This is a genomic window from Paracoccus sp. TD-10 (assembly GCF_048270675.1).
Classification (GTDB): domain Bacteria; phylum Pseudomonadota; class Alphaproteobacteria; order Rhodobacterales; family Rhodobacteraceae; genus Paracoccus; species Paracoccus pantotrophus.
This window is the reverse complement of sequence record NZ_CP182420.1, coordinates 109,052-127,800: the sequence shown is the minus strand read 5'-3', so window position 1 is coordinate 127,800 and position 18,749 is coordinate 109,052. Positions and strand designations below refer to the sequence as shown.

At 69.4% G+C, this 18,749-nt stretch carries 17 protein-coding genes and 3 pseudogenes; 13 read left to right on the top strand and 7 right to left on the bottom strand.

Features of this window, described 5'->3' with window-relative positions:
- Positions 1-348: 348 nt before the first annotated feature.
- The 4 genes and pseudogenes from cydX to cydD all read right to left on the bottom strand — a co-directional run bounded on the left by cydX (position 349) and on the right by cydD (position 4,812).
- Positions 349-471 carry a cytochrome bd-I oxidase subunit CydX gene (gene cydX, locus ACNKFW_RS19315; RefSeq protein ID WP_074991057.1) on the bottom strand — a complete coding sequence of 41 codons (123 nt, stop codon included), beginning with the start codon at positions 469-471 and terminating at the stop codon, positions 349-351.
- Positions 472-486: 15 nt separating this feature from the next.
- A pseudogene (gene cydB / locus ACNKFW_RS19310) lies at positions 487-1,597 on the bottom strand (cytochrome d ubiquinol oxidase subunit II).
- A 4-nt stretch (positions 1,598-1,601) separates the two neighbouring features.
- Positions 1,602-3,101, bottom strand: a pseudogene (locus tag ACNKFW_RS19305) (cytochrome ubiquinol oxidase subunit I).
- A 17-nt stretch (positions 3,102-3,118) separates the two neighbouring features.
- Positions 3,119-4,812, bottom strand: a pseudogene (cydD, locus tag ACNKFW_RS19300) (thiol reductant ABC exporter subunit CydD).
- A gap of 337 nt (positions 4,813-5,149) precedes the next feature.
- Here cydD and ACNKFW_RS19295 point away from each other — a divergent pair.
- Genes ACNKFW_RS19295 through ACNKFW_RS19275 form a run of 5 tightly spaced genes read left to right on the top strand, consistent with a single transcriptional unit; the run spans position 5,150 to position 7,555 of the window.
- Positions 5,150-6,028, top strand: a complete 879-nt coding sequence (locus ACNKFW_RS19295; RefSeq protein ID WP_024845607.1) for an MBL fold metallo-hydrolase — start codon at positions 5,150-5,152, stop codon at positions 6,026-6,028.
- A gap of 15 nt (positions 6,029-6,043) precedes the next feature.
- Positions 6,044-6,304, top strand: a complete 261-nt coding sequence (locus ACNKFW_RS19290) for a YgaP-like transmembrane domain (protein ID WP_147428413.1) — start codon at positions 6,044-6,046, stop codon at positions 6,302-6,304.
- Complete coding sequence (locus tag ACNKFW_RS19285; RefSeq protein ID WP_024845605.1) at positions 6,301-6,732, top strand: YeeE/YedE family protein; 432 nt, start codon at positions 6,301-6,303, stop codon at positions 6,730-6,732. The genes ACNKFW_RS19290 and ACNKFW_RS19285 overlap by 4 nt, the downstream gene beginning before the upstream one ends.
- Position 6,733: 1 nt before the next feature.
- A complete protein-coding gene (locus ACNKFW_RS19280) occupies positions 6,734-7,180 on the top strand; it encodes a DUF6691 family protein (RefSeq protein ID WP_418025711.1) in 447 nt (148 codons plus the stop codon).
- Complete coding sequence (locus ACNKFW_RS19275) at positions 7,181-7,555, top strand: TIGR01244 family sulfur transferase (protein ID WP_036748473.1); 375 nt, start codon at positions 7,181-7,183, stop codon at positions 7,553-7,555.
- A 136-nt stretch (positions 7,556-7,691) separates the two neighbouring features.
- Here the strand turns inward: ACNKFW_RS19275 and ACNKFW_RS19270 are convergent, their stop codons facing one another.
- On the bottom strand, positions 7,692-8,012 hold the full coding sequence (locus ACNKFW_RS19270; RefSeq protein ID WP_024845952.1) for an ArsR/SmtB family transcription factor: 321 nt from the start codon (positions 8,010-8,012) through the stop codon (positions 7,692-7,694).
- Between the two features lie 170 nt (positions 8,013-8,182).
- Here ACNKFW_RS19270 and ACNKFW_RS19265 point away from each other — a divergent pair, with 170 nt between their 5' ends.
- The 7 genes from ACNKFW_RS19265 to ACNKFW_RS19235 all read left to right on the top strand — a co-directional run bounded on the left by ACNKFW_RS19265 (position 8,183) and on the right by ACNKFW_RS19235 (position 15,257).
- The gene (locus ACNKFW_RS19265) at positions 8,183-8,638 is read left to right on the top strand and encodes a c-type cytochrome (RefSeq protein WP_024845951.1); all 456 of its coding nucleotides are present in this window, start codon (positions 8,183-8,185) and stop codon (positions 8,636-8,638) included.
- Positions 8,639-8,931: 293 nt separating this feature from the next.
- The gene (locus ACNKFW_RS19260; protein ID WP_024845950.1) at positions 8,932-9,132 is read left to right on the top strand and encodes a YgaP family membrane protein; all 201 of its coding nucleotides are present in this window, start codon (positions 8,932-8,934) and stop codon (positions 9,130-9,132) included.
- A gap of 11 nt (positions 9,133-9,143) precedes the next feature.
- The gene (locus ACNKFW_RS19255; protein WP_024845949.1) at positions 9,144-10,103 is read left to right on the top strand and encodes an efflux RND transporter periplasmic adaptor subunit; all 960 of its coding nucleotides are present in this window, start codon (positions 9,144-9,146) and stop codon (positions 10,101-10,103) included.
- Positions 10,100-13,291, top strand: a complete 3,192-nt coding sequence (locus ACNKFW_RS19250; protein ID WP_418025709.1) for an efflux RND transporter permease subunit — start codon at positions 10,100-10,102, stop codon at positions 13,289-13,291. Before ACNKFW_RS19255 ends, ACNKFW_RS19250 begins: the two co-directional genes overlap by 4 nt.
- An 87-nt stretch (positions 13,292-13,378) precedes the next feature.
- The gene (locus ACNKFW_RS19245; RefSeq protein ID WP_418025707.1) at positions 13,379-14,185 is read left to right on the top strand and encodes an AraC family transcriptional regulator; all 807 of its coding nucleotides are present in this window, start codon (positions 13,379-13,381) and stop codon (positions 14,183-14,185) included.
- A gap of 65 nt (positions 14,186-14,250) precedes the next feature.
- On the top strand, positions 14,251-14,652 hold the full coding sequence (locus tag ACNKFW_RS19240) for a DUF2000 domain-containing protein (RefSeq protein ID WP_024845946.1): 402 nt from the start codon (positions 14,251-14,253) through the stop codon (positions 14,650-14,652).
- A gap of 2 nt (positions 14,653-14,654) precedes the next feature.
- The gene (locus tag ACNKFW_RS19235; protein WP_074991081.1) at positions 14,655-15,257 is read left to right on the top strand and encodes a LysE family translocator; all 603 of its coding nucleotides are present in this window, start codon (positions 14,655-14,657) and stop codon (positions 15,255-15,257) included.
- A gap of 55 nt (positions 15,258-15,312) precedes the next feature.
- On the opposite strand, the gene ACNKFW_RS19230 is transcribed toward ACNKFW_RS19235, so the two are convergent.
- Both ACNKFW_RS19230 and ACNKFW_RS19225 read right to left on the bottom strand, forming a co-directional pair.
- Complete coding sequence (locus ACNKFW_RS19230) at positions 15,313-15,675, bottom strand: DUF5368 domain-containing protein (RefSeq protein ID WP_418025705.1); 363 nt, start codon at positions 15,673-15,675, stop codon at positions 15,313-15,315.
- Positions 15,676-15,688: 13 nt separating this feature from the next.
- A complete protein-coding gene (locus ACNKFW_RS19225) occupies positions 15,689-17,038 on the bottom strand; it encodes an NAD(P)/FAD-dependent oxidoreductase (RefSeq protein WP_123130377.1) in 1,350 nt (449 codons plus the stop codon).
- Positions 17,039-17,422: 384 nt separating this feature from the next.
- Between ACNKFW_RS19225 and ACNKFW_RS19220 the strand changes: the two genes are divergently transcribed.
- Complete coding sequence (locus ACNKFW_RS19220) at positions 17,423-18,700, top strand: solute carrier family 23 protein (RefSeq protein ID WP_024845942.1); 1,278 nt, start codon at positions 17,423-17,425, stop codon at positions 18,698-18,700.
- Positions 18,701-18,749: the final 49 nt, after the last annotated feature.

The following is an 18,749-nucleotide window of genomic DNA, read 5'->3' as shown; positions in this document are numbered from 1 at the left end:
CTGGAGGGGCGGGCAGTCCGGGCTGCCGGACGGGGGCCGATCATAACGGGCCCCGGACGCAGGGCCCCGGACGCAGGGCCCCGGACGCAGGGCCCCGGACGCAGGGGCCCGGAGAAAGGGGCCCGGAGAAAGGGGCCCGGAGAAAGGGGCCCGGAGAAAGGGGCCCGGAGAAAGGGGCCCGGAGAAAGGGGCCCGGAGAAAGGGGCCCGGAGAAAGGGGCCCGGAGAAAGGGGCCCGGAGAAAGGGGCCCGGAGAAAGGGGCCCGGAGAAAGGGGCCCGGAGAAAGGGGCCCGGAGAAAGGGGCCCGGACGCGCGTGCCGCGGCGTCCGGGCCAGGCTCATCTCCCGTTCAGGCGCTTTCGCTGTCCTGCCCGGCGGCGGCCTTGTCCTCCATCATCTCGAACCACATCGCGTTCAGCACCGCGAAGGTGACGGCCAGCGGCGGGCCCAGGATCCATGCGAAATACCACATTGCGTTGTTGTCCTTTCAGTAAGCGTGGCCGCCCCCGGTGATGTTCCTTTTCCTCGACCTTGCCCCACAGCACCCTGTAGGCCCAGGCGGCGTAGGTCGCGATGATCGGCAGGAAGATCCCGGTGCAGACCAGCATGATGAACAGCGTCAGGTGGCTGGACGAGGCGTCCCAGACCGTGAGGCTCGCCCCCGGCATGACCGAGGAGGGCAGGATGAAGGGGAACATCGACAGCCCCACCGAGGAGATGATGCCGAAGATCGCCAGCTTGCTCAGCAAAAGCGTGCGGACCTCGCGCCCGGTTTTCAGCGACCACAGCACGCCAAGCGCGCCCAGGAAGCCGAAGGCCGGGGCTGCCAGCATCCAGGAATGCGCGGCGTAATTGGCAAACCAGGCGCCGGGCGCGAGTTCGACCGTCTTGGCCAGCGGGTTCGACGGCCCGTTCGGGTCGACGGCCCCGGCGATGCGATCGCCGTCCACGAACAGCCACAGCGCCAGCCCGCCCGCCGCGTAAAGCAGCACGGTGGCCATGGCCGCCCAGCGGCCGAAGCGGCGCGCCCGCCCGGCGACCGGGCCCGAGGTCTTCAGCACCAGCCAGGCCGCGCCATGCATGGCCAGCATCGCCACCGACGGCAGCCCGCAGAAGCCGCCGTCGTAGAAGATGCGCAGGTCCGAGCCCAGCCGGAAGGGCACCCCCAGCAGCAGGTTCCCGACCGCGACGCCGAATATCAGCGAGGGTACGAAGCCGCCGATGAACAGCGCCCAGTCCCAGTTGCGCCGCCAGCGCGCGCTTTCGCGTTTCGAGCGATACTTGAACCCGACCGGCCGCAGGATCAGCGCGGCGAGGATCGCGAACATGGCGAGGTAGAAGCCGGAAAAGGACACCGCGTAAAGCGGCGGCCAGGCGGCAAGGATCGCGCCGCTGCCCAGGACCAGCCAGACCTGGTTGCCCTCCCAGACCGGGCCGATGGTGTTGATGACGATGCGGCGCTCCGGGTCGGTCTGGCCGGCGAAGGGCAAGAGCATGCCCACGCCCAGGTCGAAGCCGTCGGTGGCGGCAAAGCCGATCAGCAGCACCCACCAGATCGCGCGCAGGGTTTCATAGGTCAGCAATTCGTGCAGGATCATGGTCTTACTCCGCGGCAACGAAACGGGCGGGCGGAAGCGGCGCCTCGGGCCCATGGTCGGGCTGTGGCCCCTAGCGGATCGCGGCCAGCATCAGGCGCATCTCGATCACGATCAGCACCGTATAGAGCAGGGTGAAGCCGGCGATGGTGAACAGAACTGTCGGCACCGTCAGCGACGAGGCGGCGGCGACCGTGGGCAACACGCCCTCGATGCTCCAGGGCTGGCGGCCGAACTCGGCCACGATCCAGCCGGCCTCGGCGGCGATCCAGGGCAGGGCCGGCGCGTGATCGTGCCGCGGGCCGAAACCATCACAAAGGCCGCCATCAGCGCCATGTTGACGAAGCCGATGCCCACCATGATGCGGAAGGCCCAGAACAGCGTCGGCACATGCGGCACGGTATCCCAGGCCGCCTGGGCGATCTGTTCCTCGGTCGCGCCGCGCGGATCCTCGACATATTTGGTCAGCAGCAGCGCATAGCCCATGTCGTCACCATGCTCTTCGAAGGCCCGCACCGATTCGGGCGGCACCGCATCGCGCGAGGGTGCGGCGCGATAGTCCTGCAGGGCGTCATAGGCGATGATGCCGTTGCGGATGCGGTCCTCGGCCTTGTCCACCAGCTCCAGGATGCCGGGAATTTCCTGCGTCAGCGAGCGGGTGCCGATCAGGCCCATCACCCAGGGAATGTGGATGGCGTAGTGGTTGGTCCGCTCCTCCATGTCGGGGATGCCGACCAGGGTGAAGGAGGCCGGCGCCGGCTGGGTTTCCCACATGCCCTCGATGGCGGCGAGCTTCATCTTCTGGTGTTCCGAGGCCAGGTAGCCGAAGCCCGCCCAGCTGTCGATGCGGTTCAGCCGGTCCTCGGCCGCGGCCAGCCTCGCATCCGCATCGGCGATGGCCCGGCGCTGCGCGCCCAGCCGGGCGGCCATGACCAGTTCGGTCTGGCCCTGCATCAGGTCGATGGTGCGGGCGCGCAGGGTCTCGGTCATCTGGGCGCGGCGGCGCATCCCCAGCCCGGCCGCATGGCCCGCGGCCAGCACCAGCCCGATCCCGGCCGCGACGAGGAAGGCAAAGACCGCCAGCCCCAACAGCGGCTGCATCAGCCCCAGGGCCAGCCCCACCGCCAGCGCCGTGGCCAAGGCCGCAGCCGGGGGCGCCAGCACCCGCAGGTAAAGCACGTCGAGCGCGTCGATATCCACGGTCAGCCGGAACAGCAGCCGCGCAGGCCCGCCAGCACGGCCAGCGTCGCGTCATGCGTCACCAGCCGCTCGCCATAGCGCGCCGCCGTGCGCCCCAGCGCCAGCAGCCGGATACCCGAGGAGGGCATGAACACGTCGAAGGCCAGCGCCGTGGCCGTGGTCAGCCCGGCAATGGCGGTGGCGGTAATGAACCAGCCCGACAGGCCCAAAAGCGCGATGCCCGCCAGCACCGTTACCGCCGCCGGCGCCGCCCCGTCCACAGCCGGCGCCGCCCTTCGGCGGCGAACAGCGCCAGCACCGGCGCCATGTCTCGGACCAGCCGCCTCATGCCGCCGTCTCCATCCCGATGCCGTCCAGCCGGATGATGCGGTCCATCCGCGCCGCCAGTTCCGGGTCATGCGTCGCCACGATCAGCGTGTGTCCCCGGGCCAACGCCAGCAGCCCCTCGGTGATCTCGGCCGCCGTGGCAGCGTCGAGATGCGCGGTCGGCTCATCCGCCAGGATCAGCCCGGCCTGCGGTGTCGCGGCCACCCGCGCCAGCGCCAGCCGCCGCGCCTGTCCGCCGGACAGGCCGGTGCCGCCCTCGCCCACCGGGGCGCTGCCGCGCCGGGCCGCGACCTGGTCCAGCCGGGCCATGTGCAGCGCCTGTGGCAGGCTGTCGGGGGCGTCCAGGCTCCGGCCCAGCGTGACATTCTGCGCCAGCGAGCCGGCGAAGATATGCGGAGCCTGGCCGATCCAGGCCATTCGGGCGCGCAATGCGGCGGCGGCTTACGTGTCGAGCAGCCGGCCGTCGATCTCGATCCGCCCCGAATCGGGCGCGGCTAGGCCGGCGATCAGCGAAAGCAGCGTCGATTTGCCCGAGCCGCTGGGGCCGACCAGCGCCACGCGCTCGCCCGGCGCGACGGTCAGGCTGAGCGCGGCGCCGGGTTCCGCCGCGCCGGCATGGCGAAAGCGCAGATCCTCGAGGCGCAGCGCCATGGCGGCGGCGGTTGGCGGGGCGGCGGCCTCGGCCTCGGCGCCGGGCAGCGCCATCCCCGGCGCGGCCGCCCGTTGCAAGGCGGCCATCCCGGCCTCGCCCGCCGCCTTGTCGTGCCAGGCCGCCGACAATTCGCGCAAAGGCTCGAAAAAGGCCGGCGCCAGCAGCAGGATGAACAGGCCCTCGGCCAGCGTCAGCTTGTCGCCCCAGGCGCCAAAGGGCAGGGCGCCCAGCAGGTGAAAACCGATATAGACCGCGACCATCGCCACGCCGAGCGCCGCGAAAAGCTCCAGCCGCCGAGGTCAGGAAGGCGATGCGCAAGACCGCCATGATCCGCGCGCGCAGCGATTCCGCATCGGCCCTGACGCGCAGCGCCGTCGCCTCGAAGGCGCCCAGGCTGCGGATGGTCGCCATGCCGCGGAGCCGGTCCAGCAGGAAGGCGTTCATGCCGCCGACCTCGACCATCTGCGCCTTGCTCGCCGCCTTGGCCTTCCAGCCGACCAGCACCATGAAGACCGAAAACACCGGCAGCGCCACCAGCAGCACCAGTACCGCCGTCCAGGACAGGGGCAGGATCGCCAAGAGGATGACCAGGGGCAGCACCGCCGCCTTCAGCCGCGCGGGCCGAAACCGCGCCAGCCAGGGCATGACGGCCTCGGCCTGTTCGGTGACGATGCTTGCCGCCTCGCCCGAGGGCATGCGCCCGGCATCGAGCGGCGAGCGCGCCGAAAGCGCCGCCACCGCCCGGCCGCGCAGCTCCGACAGCCGGGCCGGCGCCGCGCGTCAGGCCAGCCTGCCGCCAAGCGCCTCGAGCCCCGCGCGCAGGCGCCCCAGCGCCAGCACGCCGAGCGCCGGCCCCGCCAGCGAGGCCGCGCCGGTTCCCGCGCCGATCCCGGCCACCGCGACGGCCAGGATGCCGGCCTGGGGGCAACCACAGAAGCGCGGCCGCCACCGCCAGGGCGCAGGCAAGCCGGGCAGGAGGGCCGACGCCCCCGCCGCTGGCCGAGGGCGGATGCCGCAAAGGCCGTTCAGATTCGCACATGGCGATGTCTTTGTGGTTCGCGTCGGATCAGGCGACACGTTATCTTCGGAAGGATGCATGGATGACGAAGCGCATGGATGCAGCGGGGCAACACGACGCATCCCCCTCCGGCGGCCTTGCATATATTCGCATACTTGAATATGCTTTATTGCGACGCGCGATCTGCGTGCAGGAGGAGTATTCGATGCGCCATGCCCCGACCTCGGCCGCCGGCCCGGTCTCGACACCCGATCTCGATCTCGATCTCGATCCCGGTTCCGACACCCGGCCCGCCACCCGTTCCGAACCGCAGGCCGAACCGCAGGCCGAACCCGGTTCCGATGCGGGCCCGGCGGCCCTGGCACCCGCGCCCGAAGTGACCGGCTTCTACGAGGCGCGCACCGGCTCGGTGCAATATGTGGTGGCCGATCCGGCGACCGGCCAATGCGCGGTCATCGACCCGGTGCTGGACTATGACGAGAAATCCGGCGCCACCGCCACCATCGAGGCCGACCGCATCCTCGCCTTCATCGCCGAGAAGGGCTACGCGCTGGAATGGATCCTCGACACCCATCCCCATGCCGACCATTTCTCGGCCGCCGATTATCTCAGGCGCAGGACCGGCGCCCCCACCGCCATCGGCGAGAAGGTGGTCGAGGTGCAGAAACTGTGGAAGGAATTCTACAACTGGCCGGACTTTCCCGCCGACGGCTCGCAATGGGACAAGCTTTTCGCCGAGGGCGAGACCTTCCGCCTCGGCTCGATCCCGGCGCGGGTGCTGTTCTCGCCCGGCCATACCCTGGCCTCGATCTCCTATGTGATCGGCGACGCGGCCTTCGTGCATGACACGCTGTTCATGCCCGACAGCGGCACGGCGCGGGCGGATTTCCCCGGCGGCGACGCGCATGCGCTGTGGCGCTCGATCCAGGCGATCCTGGCCTTGCCGGACGCGACGCGGGTCTTCACCGGCCACGACTATTGCCAGGGCGGGCGGGCGCCGGCCTGGGAATCGACCGTGGCCGAGCAGAAGGCCAGGAACAGCCACATGGCGCGATACCGCACCGAGGCCGCGTTCGTGGCGGCGCGGCAGGCGCGCGACCGCACCCTGCCGATGCCCAAGCTGATCCTGCATGCGCTGCAGGTCAACACCAATGCCGGCCGGCTGCCCGCGCCGGAGGCGAACGGCCGGCGCTACCTGAAGATCCCGCTGGACCTGCTGCAGGCGCCCTGGGACTGAGGCGGAGGAGGAAGGATGCGGATCAATATCGGAACCGCCGAGCGGGCGCTGCGGCTGGTGCTGGGCATCGGGCTGGTGCTCTTGGCCTTGCTGGCCGGGCTGTCGCCGGCATGGAGCGGGGCGGCGGCGCTGGCCGGGCTGGTGCTGCTGGCGACCGCGGCGCTGCGCTTCTGCCCGGTCTGGGCGCTGCCGGGCATCACCCGCGGCCTGGAAGGCGGGGGGCGCGAAGCTGGCGACCGCGGGAACGGGGATCATCAAGACGGAGGCGGGGCATGACCGCGTTCACCACCGAGTTCACCCCTGTGCAATCGCTGCTGGGCGGCGGGCTGGTCGGGCTGGCGGCGGTGCTGCTGATGGCGCTGCACGGCCGCATCGCCGGCATGACCGGGATCCTGGCCGGGGCCTTCGCGCCGGGCGGCGGCTGGCGGCTGGCCTTCCTGGCCGGCGCGGTGGCGGCGCCCTTGCTGCTGGTGCGGCTGGGCGGGGTCGCGGTGGATTTCTCCAGCCCGGTGCCGCTGGGCTGGACGGCGCTCAGCGGGCTCATGGTCGGGATCGGGGTCAGCTATGGCGGCGGCTGCACCTCGGGCCACGGGGTCTGCGGGCTGGCGCGGCTGTCGGCGCGCTCGCTGGTGGCGACGCTGAGCTTCATGCTGGCGACCGGGGCCACGGTCTATGCCACGCGCCATCTTGCGGGAGGGTTCTGAGATGGTCTTGCTGTCGGCCTTGCTGATCGGGCTGGTCTTTGGCGCGGGGATTGCGGTCTCGGGCATGGCCAACCCTGCGAAGGTTCTGAATTTCTTCGACATTGCCGGGGCCTGGGATCCGTCCCTGGCCTTCGTGATGGGCGGCGCGCTGGCGGTGGCCCTGCCGGGCTACCGGCTGGTGCTGCGCCGGCCGGCGCCGGTGCTGGCGCTGCGCTTCCACCTGCCCGAGCGGCGCGACATCGACCCGGCCCTGGTCGGCGGATCGGCGCTGTTCGGCCTGGGCTGGGGGCTCTCGGGATTCTGCCCCGGCGGCGCCATCCCCGCCATCGGCCTCATCCGCCCAGAACCCGTCCTCTTCTCCGCAACAATGGCCGCTGGAATCGCAATCGTCAAAACAGGGCAGCGATGGGCCGCGGCCCGTTCTGCCGCCGATCGGCAGGGGGCATGAATGTGGCCCTTTCGACGGCGCGGCAAGCCGCGGATTCGCAAGATCGACGACCGGTTCTCGGCCACCGGCCAGCTTTGCCCCGAAGACCTGCCGGCGGTCGCGGGGGCGGGGTTCCGGGTGCTGGTCTGCGTTCGCCCCGATGGCGAGGAGCGTGGCCAGCCCGATTTCGCCACCATCGCTGCCGCGGCCGCGCGCCTTGGCCTGACCGCGCGCCATATTCCGGTTTCCGGCCAGCCTTCGGCCGGCCAGATCGCGGCGTTCCGTTGCATCCTGGCCGAGGCCGGGGGGCCGGTGCTGGGCTGGTGCCGTTCGGGCATGCGGGTGCGGGCATTCTATGCCCTGTGCCGGCAGCAGCCGGCCGCCGGCAGGGCATGAGCCCGGCCCGCGGCATGGCAATGGGCCGGGCGCCCGCGAGGAAGATTGCCCGGGCCTGGGCAGTCGAAGCCGAGCCCGCATCGCCGGGCTATCCGCAGGCTGCGCGGCATCGGGTGCTGGCCCGGCGGCTGCCGGATCAGTCCTGGGTGCCGCAGAAGATGTCGTAGAGCACTTCCATGACCTTGCGGGCAGGCTGGCTTTCGATCCGATACCAGATCGTCTGCCCTTCGCGCCGGCCGAGGATGATCTTGTCCCGGCGCAGAAGCGCCAGATGCTGCGACACGGTGGAATCGCGGATGCCCAGGAATTCCGCAAGCTGGCCCACGGATTTCTCGCCCTCTACCAGCTGGCACAGGATCAGCAGCCGATGACGGTTGCCAAGCGATTTCAGAAGGTCGCTGGCCTCGTCGGCGGCTGCGCGCATGCTTTCGGGATCTATGCTGACATCGACGCTCATGCACCATAGCTACATTATTGCGAATATACGGTCAAGATGCACGCCCCATCGGTCTTTCAGTAGCCGGCATCGCGACAGTTTGCCGCATTAATCTTCGAAAATCCGAATGTTACGGCAATTTACATAAAACGCATCAGCAAGCCCTCAAACGCAAGCAAAAGGTGATTTTCATGCACAAGATCCTTCTGGCCGCCGCCGCCCTGTCCGTTCCCGCCCTGGCCCAGGCTGCCGAGCCCGGCGATATTGCCGCCGCGCGCATCGGCTATTTCAGCCTGGTCAACCTGGAGATGGGCGGGCTGGCGGCCATGGCGCAGGGCAAGGCGCCCTATGACGCCGAACGGGCACGGGCGCTGGCCGGCGATCTCAAGCTGCTGTCGGAATATCTGCATGACGACCTGCTGATGCCGGGAACCTCGAATGCCGAGCTGGCCGGCAAGACCCGCGCCCTGCCGGCGATCTGGGAACAGACCGAGGATTACCGTGCCAAGGGCATGGCCTTCCGCGAGGCGGTCGCCGCGCTGCAGGGCGTCGCCGGCGAGGGGCAGGAGGCGCTTGCCCCCGCCGTCGGCAAGGTCGGTGCGACCTGCAAGGCCTGCCATGACAGCTATCGCGCCAAGGATTTCTAGGATGCGCGGCGGTGCCGCCCAAGCATTTGTCGGTCCGCGCAGATGATCCGGATGCAGGGGCCCTGCCGTGGCGGAGCCCCTGCATCCGGGGCCGGGCCCGCGCGATCTGCCGGCTGATCTGATCCTGCAGATGGCCGCATATGGCGCGCGCCGGCGGCCTGAACCGGCGCCAAGGCGAAATGTCGCAGGGGCCGCCAGCCGATTCTGCGGCATCGGCAAGGACTTTCCCCTTGAAACGTATTATACGAAGATATGTATATACTATCGGCAATCGGCTGTTCTGGAGTTTTCCGATGACACTTGACCGCATCATTCTTGCCTTTGCAGGGTTCATGGTCCTGCTTTCCGTCGTGTTGACCGTCTGGGTGTCGCCCCTGTTCGTCTGGCTGACGGTCTTTGTCGGCGCGAACCTGCTGCAATCCGCCTTTACCGGCTTCTGCCCGGCGGCCATGATCTTCCGCAAGCTCGGCATCAAACCCGGCTGCGCCTTCTGAAAGTTCGACCCATGCGATTGCTGCTGCTTGTCGCGCTTGTCGCCACCGGGCCGGCGCGGGCCGAGCCGCTGATCCTGGACTGGAGCGCGGTGCCCGAGATGAAGGCCGTCTACGGCACGGTCGAGGCCCGCGACACCATCCCGGCGCGGGCGCGCATCGGCGGCACGGTCGTGGAACTGCTGGTCAGCGAGGGGGATCGCGTCGAGGCCGGGGCCACGCTTGCCACCGTCCGCGACGACAAGATCGCCTTCCAGATCGCGGCCTTCGGCTCGCGGATCGCGGCCTTGCGGGCGCAGCTGGCCGAATCGGAATCCGATCTTGCGCGCGGGCAGTCGCTGGTGCAGCGCGGCGCGGCCTCGCAGCAGCGGGTCGAGCAGTTGCAGACCGCCGTCGATGTGATCCGCGGCCAGATCGCCGCGGCCGAGGCCGAGCGCGCGGTGGTCGAGCAGCAGCAGGCCGAGGGCGCGGTGCTGGCCCCGGTCTCGGGCCTGGTGCTGGGCGTGCCGGCGGTGCGCGGCTCGGTGGTGATGCCGGGCGAGGTGGTGGCGAGCCTGGGCGGCGGCGGCTTTTTCCTGCGCCTGTCGGTGCCCGAGCGCCATGCCGCCTACCTTGCCGAAGGGGCCGAGATCCAGATCGCCGCGGGCGGCAGGGCCGCCACGGGCCGGCTGGCCAAGATCTATCCGCTGATCCAGGGCGGCCGGGTGCAGGCCGATGTCGAGGTCGACCGTCTGCCCGACGCCTTTGTCGGCGCGCGCGTCGCGGTGGAGCTGCCGGTGGGCCAGCGCCGGGCGCTGCTGGTGCCGGCCGCGGCGGTGACGACCCGCGCCGGCGTCGATTTCGTTAGCGTGGCCGGTGTCTCGGGCGAGGTGCGGCGGGCGGTGCTGACCGGCGAAACCCTGGTCCGGGACGGCGTGGAGATGGTCGAGATCCTGACCGGCCTTGTGCCGGGGGAAACGGTGATCGTTCCATGAACACCCCCGGCGATCCCCCCCGCAGCCCCGGCCTGGCCGGCTGGCTGACGCGTGGCTTCATCACCTCGCCCTTGACGCCGCTGTTCCTGATCGCGGCGCTGGCCTTCGGGCTGATCGCGCTGATCAGCCTGCCGCGCGAGGAAGAGCCGCAGATCTCGGTCCCCATGGTGGACATCCGCGTCCAGGCCCCCGGCCTCAGGGCCGAGGATGCGGTCAAGCTGGTGACCGAGCCGCTGGAGACCATCGTCAAGGGCATCGACGGGGTCGAGCATATCTATTCCCAGACCCAGGACGATGGCGTGCTGGTGACGGCGCGCTTCCTGGTCGGCACCTCCTCGGATGCGGCGGTGCTGCGCGTGCATGACAAGCTGCGCGCCAATATGGACCGCATCCCCCAGGGCATCCCCGAGCCGCAGGTGGTGGGCCGAGGCATCGACGACGTGGCCATCGTGGCGCTGACGCTTTCGGCCCGACCCGATGCGGCGGAACGGGTGACGGCGGCCGAACTGACCCGCATTGCCCGCGAATTGCGCACCGAACTGGCCAAGATCGACGATGTCGGCCTGACCTATCTGATCGGCGAAACCGAGGAGGCGATCCGCGTCGCCCCCGATCCCGCCCGGCTGGCGCTTTACGGCATCACGCTGCAACAGCTGGCCGGCAAGGTCCAGGGCGCCAACCGCGCCCTGCCGGCGGGGATGGTCCGCGAGGACGGCCGGCAGGTGATGCTGGTCGCGGGCGAGACCCTACGCAGCCCCGATGAGATCGGCAACCTGGTGCTGACCGCCCGCGACGGCCGCCCGGTCTATGTCCGCGACGTGGCTGATCTGGGCTTCGTCGGCGACACGGCCGAGGCGCTGGTCGCCACCCTTACCCGCGATTCCGGCCGGCGTCCGGCGGTGACGCTGGCGCTGGCCAAGCGCGCCGGCGCCAATGCCGTCACCGTGGCCGAGGCGATCCTGCACCGCGCCGAGGCGCTGCAAGGCACGCTGATCCCCGACGACATGCAGGTCGAGATCACCCGCGACTATGGCGAGACGGCCAACGAAAAGGCCAACGAGCTGCTTTACCACCTGGGCCTGGCGACGCTGTCGATCATCGCGCTGGTCTGGCTGGCCATCGGCCGGCGCGAGGCGCTGGTGGTGGCGGTGGTGATCCCGGTGACGATCCTGCTGACGCTGTTCGCGTCCTGGATCATGGGCTATACGCTGAACCGGGTCAGCCTGTTCGCGCTGATCTTCTCGATCGGCATCCTGGTCGACGACGCCATCGTGGTGATCGAGAACATCGCGCGGCATTGGGGCATGGGCGACACCGACCGCCGCGAAACCGCCATCGAGGCGGTGATCGAGGTCGGCAACCCCACCATTGTCGCCACGCTGACCGTGGTGGTGGCGCTGCTGCCGATGCTGTTCGTTTCGGGGATGATGGGGCCTTACATGAGCCCGATCCCCTCGAACGCCTCGGTGGCGATGATCTTTTCCTTCTTCGTCGCGGTGACGGTCACGCCCTGGCTGATGCTGAAGGTCGCCGGCCGCGCGCCGCTGCATCACGAGGCCGAGGGGCAGGGCGGCCGGCTGGGCCGGACCTATGCCGCCATCGCCCGGCCGGTGCTGGCCAGCAAGGGCCGGGCCTGGCTGTTCCTGGGCGGGGTGATCGTGCTGACCTTCGGCTCGCTCGCGCTGTTCTATACCCGCGACGTGACGGTGAAGCTGCTGCCCTTCGACAACAAGTCGGAACTGTCCGTGACCATCGACCTGCCCGAGGGCGCGGCGGTCGAGACCACGGATGCCGTGGCCCAGGCCGTGGCCGGGGTGGCGATGGAACTGCCCGAAGTGGTCTCGGTCCAGACCCATGCCGCCGCCGCGGCGCCGTTCAATTTCAACGGCTTGGTGCGGCATTCCTTCTATCGCACCCAGCCGCACCAGGGCGAGGTGGCGGTCAACCTGTCCGCCAAGCACGACCGCGACCGTTCGAGCCACCAGATCGCGCTGGACCTGCGCGCGCGCATCCAGGCGCTGCCGCTGCCCGAGGGCACGGTGCTGAAGGTGGTGGAACCCCCGCCCGGCCCGCCGGTGATGGCGACGCTGCTGGCCGAGATCTATGGTCCCGACCCGGAAACCCGCCGCGCGGTGGGCGAAAAGGTCGAGGCGGCCTTCCGTTCGGTCCCCTTCATCGTCGACGTGGACAATTCCTGGGGTGATGCCGCGCCGCGGCTGCGGGTGCTGATCTCGCCCGACGACCTGGATTTCTACGGCGTGGCGGAATCGGATGTCTTCGACAGCATCGCCATCCTGAACGGCTCGACCACGGTTGGCTATTCGCATCGGGGCGAGGGGCGGGCGCCGATCCCGATCCGGGTCGAACGGCCCCGCGACCAGCGCGTGCCGGGCGAGGATTTCCTGACCACGCCGATCCCGGCCGATCTGCTGCCCGGCAATCGCGGCGTGGTCGAACTGGGCGACGTGGTGCGGATCGAGGATGAGGACGCCTCGCATATCCTGTTCCGCCACAACGGCCGGCCAGCCGAGATGGTGACTGCGGAACTCGCCGGCGACTTCGAGGCGCCGCTTTACGGCATGATGGCGGTCAGGGATGCGCTGGAGGCGCAGGACTGGGCCGGCCTGCCCAAGCCCGAGATCCGGCTGCGCGGCCAGCCCGAGGATGACAGCGCCAGCACCTTGCTGTGGGACGGCGAATGGGAAGTGACCTGGGTCACGTTCCGCGACATGGGCGGGGCCTTCGCGGTGGCGCTGCTGGGCATCTATATCCTGGTGGTGGCGCAGTTCGGCAGCTTCCGGCTGCCGCTGGTGATCCTGACGCCGGTGCCCCTGACCTTCATCGGAATCCTGGGCGGGCATTGGCTGTTCGGCGCGCCCTTCTCGGCGCCCTCGATGATCGGCTTCATCGCGCTGGCCGGGATCATTGTGCGCAATTCGATCCTGCTGGTGGATTTCATCCGCCACGACAGCACCGGCCGGCCGCTGACCGAGGTGCTGATCGATGCGGGCGCCGTGCGCTTCCGGCCGATCCTGCTGACGGCGCTGGCGGCGATGATCGGGGCGGCGGTGATCCTGACCGATCCGATTTTTCAGGGGCTGGCGATCTCGCTGTTCTTCGGGCTGATCTCCTCGACCCTGCTGACGGTTCTGGTCATCCCGGCGGTCTATCGGGTGTTCCGCACCTGAGCCACCGCGCCGGCGGCTGGCCTTGCCGGGATGGTTGCCCTATTCCCCGGCGGGGGTCCGACCGCGTTCCCTGTCCCGACAGACGCCATGCAAGCAAACCGTTATCACCACCTTGGCTGGCATCACGGCATCGAACTGTTCGAGGCCGCCTTCAGCCACCAGACCTTCGGCCGCCATGCGCATGAGGGCTTTGCCATCGGCGCCATCGCCGAAGGCGCGGGCGGCTATGTCTGCCGGGGCGAGACCATGGTGCTGCCGGCCGGCACCCTGTCGCTGATGAACCCCGAGGAACCGCATACCGGGCATGCCGCCGCCGACCGGGTGCGCTATACCATGCTTTACGCCTCCGAGGCGGCGGTCCGCGCCGTGCTGGGCCTGCGGCATTTGCGCGGCTTTGCCACCATTGCCCCGCGCGACCGCGGGTCGCGGCTGGGCCGGGCCCTGGCGCATCTGGCCCATTGCCTGAATGCCCCGCCCGGCCCCGACTGGCGCCTTGCGGCGGAGGAGGCCGCGTATAGGGCCCTGGCGCTGGCCTTCGGCCAATACGGCCGGGCCGAATTGCGCCCGGCAGGGGATGAGCCCGCGGCGATCCGGGCGGTGCGGGCGCGGATCGCCGCCGGGGTCGCGGCGGGCGAGGCGCTGACCCTTGCCGAACTGGCCGCCGGGGTGGGGCTGAACCCGTCCTATCTGATCCGCAGCATGCGGCGGGCCACCGGGCTGACGCCGCATGCCCATGTCCTGCAGGCCCGCATCGGCCATGCCCGCCGGCTGCTGCTGGAGGGCGTGCCCGCCGCCGAGGCCGCGGTCGCGGCGGGGTTTTGCGACCAGGCGCATCTGATCCGGCAATTCCGCCGTCACCTGGGCGTCACCCCCGGCGCGCTGCTGCGGCATTAGCAGGTCGATTTCGTCCAATCCTTGCCCGCTCGATCCATGGCACGGAGACCGGGAAAGGAACCGCCATGCCATTGAAACCCGTCATCATCCTGGCCGCAGACCTGCCGTTGGGGCTCAAAGCCAATTTCGCCGCCGTCCTGGGCATGAGCCTGGGCCGGCTGCGTCCCGACCTGCTGGGCGCGGCCACCGCCACGAGCGACGGCATCGCCTTGCCGGGCATCACCACCGTTCCCCTGCCGGTGCTAGGCGCGCCGTTGCCGGAGCTGCCCGGCCTTTTCGCCCAGGCCGAAACCTTGCCGCTGCGGCTGGCCTATATGCGCGCCGCCTTCGAGGCGCGGGACTATTCCGACTATGCCGCCCGCATCGCCGCCGCGCCGCTGGCGGATCACGCGCCGCAGGCCATCCTGCTGGCAGGCGCGCGCAAGGCGGTGGACCGGATCTGCGGCCGGCTGCCGCTACTGCGCTGACCATGGCCGAGCCGCAGGCCCTGCTGGCGATAGCCGGTTTCGCCCTGGCGGCCTCGGCCACGCCGGGGCCGGTCAATATCATCGGCGCCATGATTGGCGCGCGGTTCGGTCCGCGCCGGGCACTGGGTTTCGTCAGCGGGGCGACCGCGGGCTTCCTGATGCTGCTGCTGGGTTTTGGTGCCGGGCTGCTGGCGGGAACCGGCTGGATCCTGGCGCTGTCCCGGCCCATGACGCTGGCCGGCGCGGCCTATCTGCTGTGGCTGGCCTGGCGGCTGCTGCGCGGCGACGGCCGGGTCGAGTGGAGCGGTCCGGCAGCGACGGCCGCGCCCGGCTTCTGGTCCGGCGTCCTGGTGCAGGGGCTGAACCCCAAGGCCTGGCTGGCGGTCTTGTCCTCGCTCTCGACCTTCGTGATGCCGCTGGCCGATCCGGCGACGGGGCTGGCGGCGTTCGCGGCGCTTTTCGGCGCGATCTGCTGGCTTTCGCTTGCCGCATGGGCCTGGGGCGGGGCAAGGGTCGGACAGGGCCGGCTGCGGGCGTTCAACCGCGGCATGGCCCTGGTCCTGGCGCTATCCGTGGCCTGGATGCTGGCGCGGGCCTTCAGCTGACAAGCCAGGCGCAGGGCGATCCCGAAGCGCGATCGCCCCGCACTTGCGTCCCGGATCAGGAATTCTGCCCAGACCGCGAAGGCCGCAGCAGCGACTGGATGGTATAGATCAGGATGGCGCTGCCCACCGCGCCCAGCACCGCCACGCCCAGAAGCACGATCACGTCGACCGGTCCGCCGATGTCGCGCAGGCCGGAATGCGTCATCTGCTGGACGAAGATCACCGCCAGCACCGCGCCGAAAGGCATGGAAAGCTGCGCCCAGAGGAATTTGCGCATCGACATCGCCCGGTCTCGAATCAGCACGTAAAAATAGGCCAGCGTGACCAGCACGGCGAGCGGGACCATGGTCCAGAACAGGCCGCGGCCGAAGATTTCCTCGAAGACCGCGATCACCGTGCCGAATGTCAGTTCTTTCATGATGCTTCCCCTGTCAGGCCCGGCCGCGCAGCATGGCGTTATAGGTGGCCTTCAGCGCCACCTCCTTCATCAACCAGCTGATCCACAGCTCTTCCAGCGGCGCGATGACGCCGGGGAAAGAGGGAACCAGGTTGTTGTGATAATCGAACTCGACCAGCATCGCGCGGCCGACGCGGGTGATGAGCGGGCAGGAGGTATAGCCGTCATAGACCTCGGTCCCCTCGCGCCCTTGCAGGCTGGCGATCAGGTGGTCCTCGATCACCGGAACCTGCCATTTCACCGAGGCCGCGGTCTTGCCCTTGGGCACGCCCGCCACGTCGCCAAGCGCGAAGATTTCCGGGTAGCGCAGATGGCGCAGGGTCTTCATGTCGCATTCGACCCAGCCCTGGTCGGTCCATTTGTCCGCCCAGGACAGGCCCGACTGCCGGATTACCTCGGGCGCGCGCTGCGGCGGGATGACATGCAGGTAGTCATAGGGCATTTCGGTGGTGGACTTGACCATCTCGCCCGTCGCCGGGTCGGGGGCCGCGGTTTCGAACTGCGCCGTCTTGCGGCCGGGGTCGATGGATTTCAGCGTATGGCCGTAATAGGTGGCCACGCCCCGCTCGCCAAACAGCATGCGCACCTTTTCCGCGACGATCGGCACCGAGAACAGCGCCGTCTGCGGGCAGGTGTAATGCATCTCGTACTTGCCCTTGGCGCCGCCGCGGCTGGCGATGTCGTCCAGCAGGAAGGTGTGCTTCAGCGGCGCGCCGGCGCATTTCATCTCGGTCGCGGGGCGGGTGAACAGGCCGACGCCGCCTTCCTCGGTGAATTTCGATGCCGCCTGCCAGGTCTTGGCCGCATAGTCCGGCCCGGCGTAAAGCGCGCCGATCCCGTCCTTGCCCACCATGTCCAGCGAAAAGCCCTGGATCGCGCCGTGGTCCAGCACCAAGCCCGGCGCCACGATCAGGAAGTCGTAATCGAGCTTTTGTCCCTTTTCCGTCGAGACGGTCTTGGCCACCGGGTCGATGGCCGCCGCGGCCTCGGCGATCAGCGTCACGCCCGAGGGCAGCCAGTCGGTCGTCTTGGACACCACGTAATCGGCCGGCTTCAGCCCGGCCGCGACCAGCGACAGGCCGGGCTGGTAGAGATGCTGCGCCCTGGGGTCGATCAGGGTGATCTGCGCCCCGTCCAGCCGCTGCACCAGCCGGTTGGCCAGGGCGGTGCCGCCGGCCCCGGCGCCGATGATGATGATCCTGGCCTTGGTCGCGACCCTGGCGGCCTGGGCGGCGCGGACACCCAGGCCCGCCGTCACCGCGCCGGCAAGCGCAAAGCCCAACACCCCTCTGCGAGAGGGTCTGAAATCGTTTCGTCCTGTCATTCGGCCTCCTCCTGACTTTCTGCGGCCGGTCCGGGAATGTGGTTTCCGGTGCCGCGGCCACATGCGCTGACACCCGACCGAGCCTGCAACGACCGTGAGCCCAGTCGCAGCACGCAGGCGTTCGACAGGTGGATTAAGACGGTCGGGGCGGCGCTTCCAGTTACCCGAATCGGATGTTGAGCCCATTCATATTCGATATTATGAATGTATCAACATGCCCAATAGGCCGTATTTTACTTACGCGGCACTTGGTCGCAGCGCGGGGCAAGCCAGGCAGGCGGTTCCGCATCGGGCGGGCCGCTTGCGCCATTCTGCGGTTGCCACTGGCCTTTTTCCGCAAACCTGCCCAAAAGCCGGTCCATCGAACCGAATCCGAGAGACGTGATGGGCTATTTTCCTGACTGGCGCCCCGCTGCGGGGGCCACGGTGCTTCCCGATGAAAAGCTGCCGCTGACCCAGGCGGTGCCGATGAGCCTGCAGCATTTGCTGGCGATGTCCGGCTCGACCATCCTGGCGCCGCTGATCATGGGCTTCGATCCCAATGTCGCGGTGTTCTTTTCCGGCATCGGCACGCTGCTGTTCTTTGCCGTGACCGGGGGGCGGGTGCCCAGCTATCTGGGCTCGTCCTTTGCCTTCATCGCGGTCATCATGGCGGCGACCGGCTTTGCCGGCGGCGGGCCGAACCCCAATATCGCCGTGGCGCTTGGCGGCATCATCGCCGCCGGCCTCGTCTATGCGCTGATCGGGCTGGTGGTGATGGCCATCGGCGCAGGCTGGGTGGAAAAGCTGATGCCGCCGGCGGTGACGGGCGCCATCGGCATGTCCATCGGGCTGAACCTGGCGCCGGTGGCGGTCAAGCAGCTTGCCGGCAGCCACGCGCATCTGAGCATCGCGCTGGCCACCGTGCTGTGCATGGCCATGGTCTCGGTCTATGGTCGGCAGGCGACGCGGCGCATCGCGGTGCTGATCGCGCTGCTGTTCGGCTATGGGTTGGTGCTGGCGCTTGGCAACGGGCTGGGCCTGGTGCCGGGGATCGACTTCGCCGCCGTGGCGGCCGCGCCTTGGTTCGGGGTACCGAACTTCACCGCGCCGCGATTCGAATGGTCGGCGGTCAGCCTGATCGCCCCGGTCGCCATCGTGCTGGTGGCCGAGAACCTGGGCCATATCAAGGCCCTGGGCGCGATAACCGGGCAGAGCATGGACCGCTATATCGGCCGGGGGTTCCTGGGCGACGGGCTGGCCACCATGCTGGCCGGCGCGGGCGGCGGCACCGGCGTCACCACCTATGCCGAGAATATCGGCGTCATGGCCATGACCCGCGTCTACTCCACCCTGATCTTTCCGATGGCGGCGGCGATCGCGATCTTCCTGGGCCTGTCGCCCAAGTTCGGCGCCGTGCTGCAAACCATCCCGGCCCCGGTGCTGGCGGGGCTGGCGGTGTCGGTCTTTGGCCTGATCGCCTCGGCCATGGCGCGGATCTGGGTGGACAACAAGGTCGATTTCTCGGACCCGCGCAACCTGTTCACCGTGGGGGTGGCGCTGATCCTGGGGGCCGGGGATTTCACCGTGAACATCGGCAATTTCTCGCTGGGCGGCATCGGCACTTCGACCTTTGCGGCGCTGGTGCTGTATCAGCTGCTGGGCATCGGTCGGCGGGCGTGACACCCTGCGGCGGGATCGCCGCACCGTCGGGAAACCTCCGAAGGGCGAT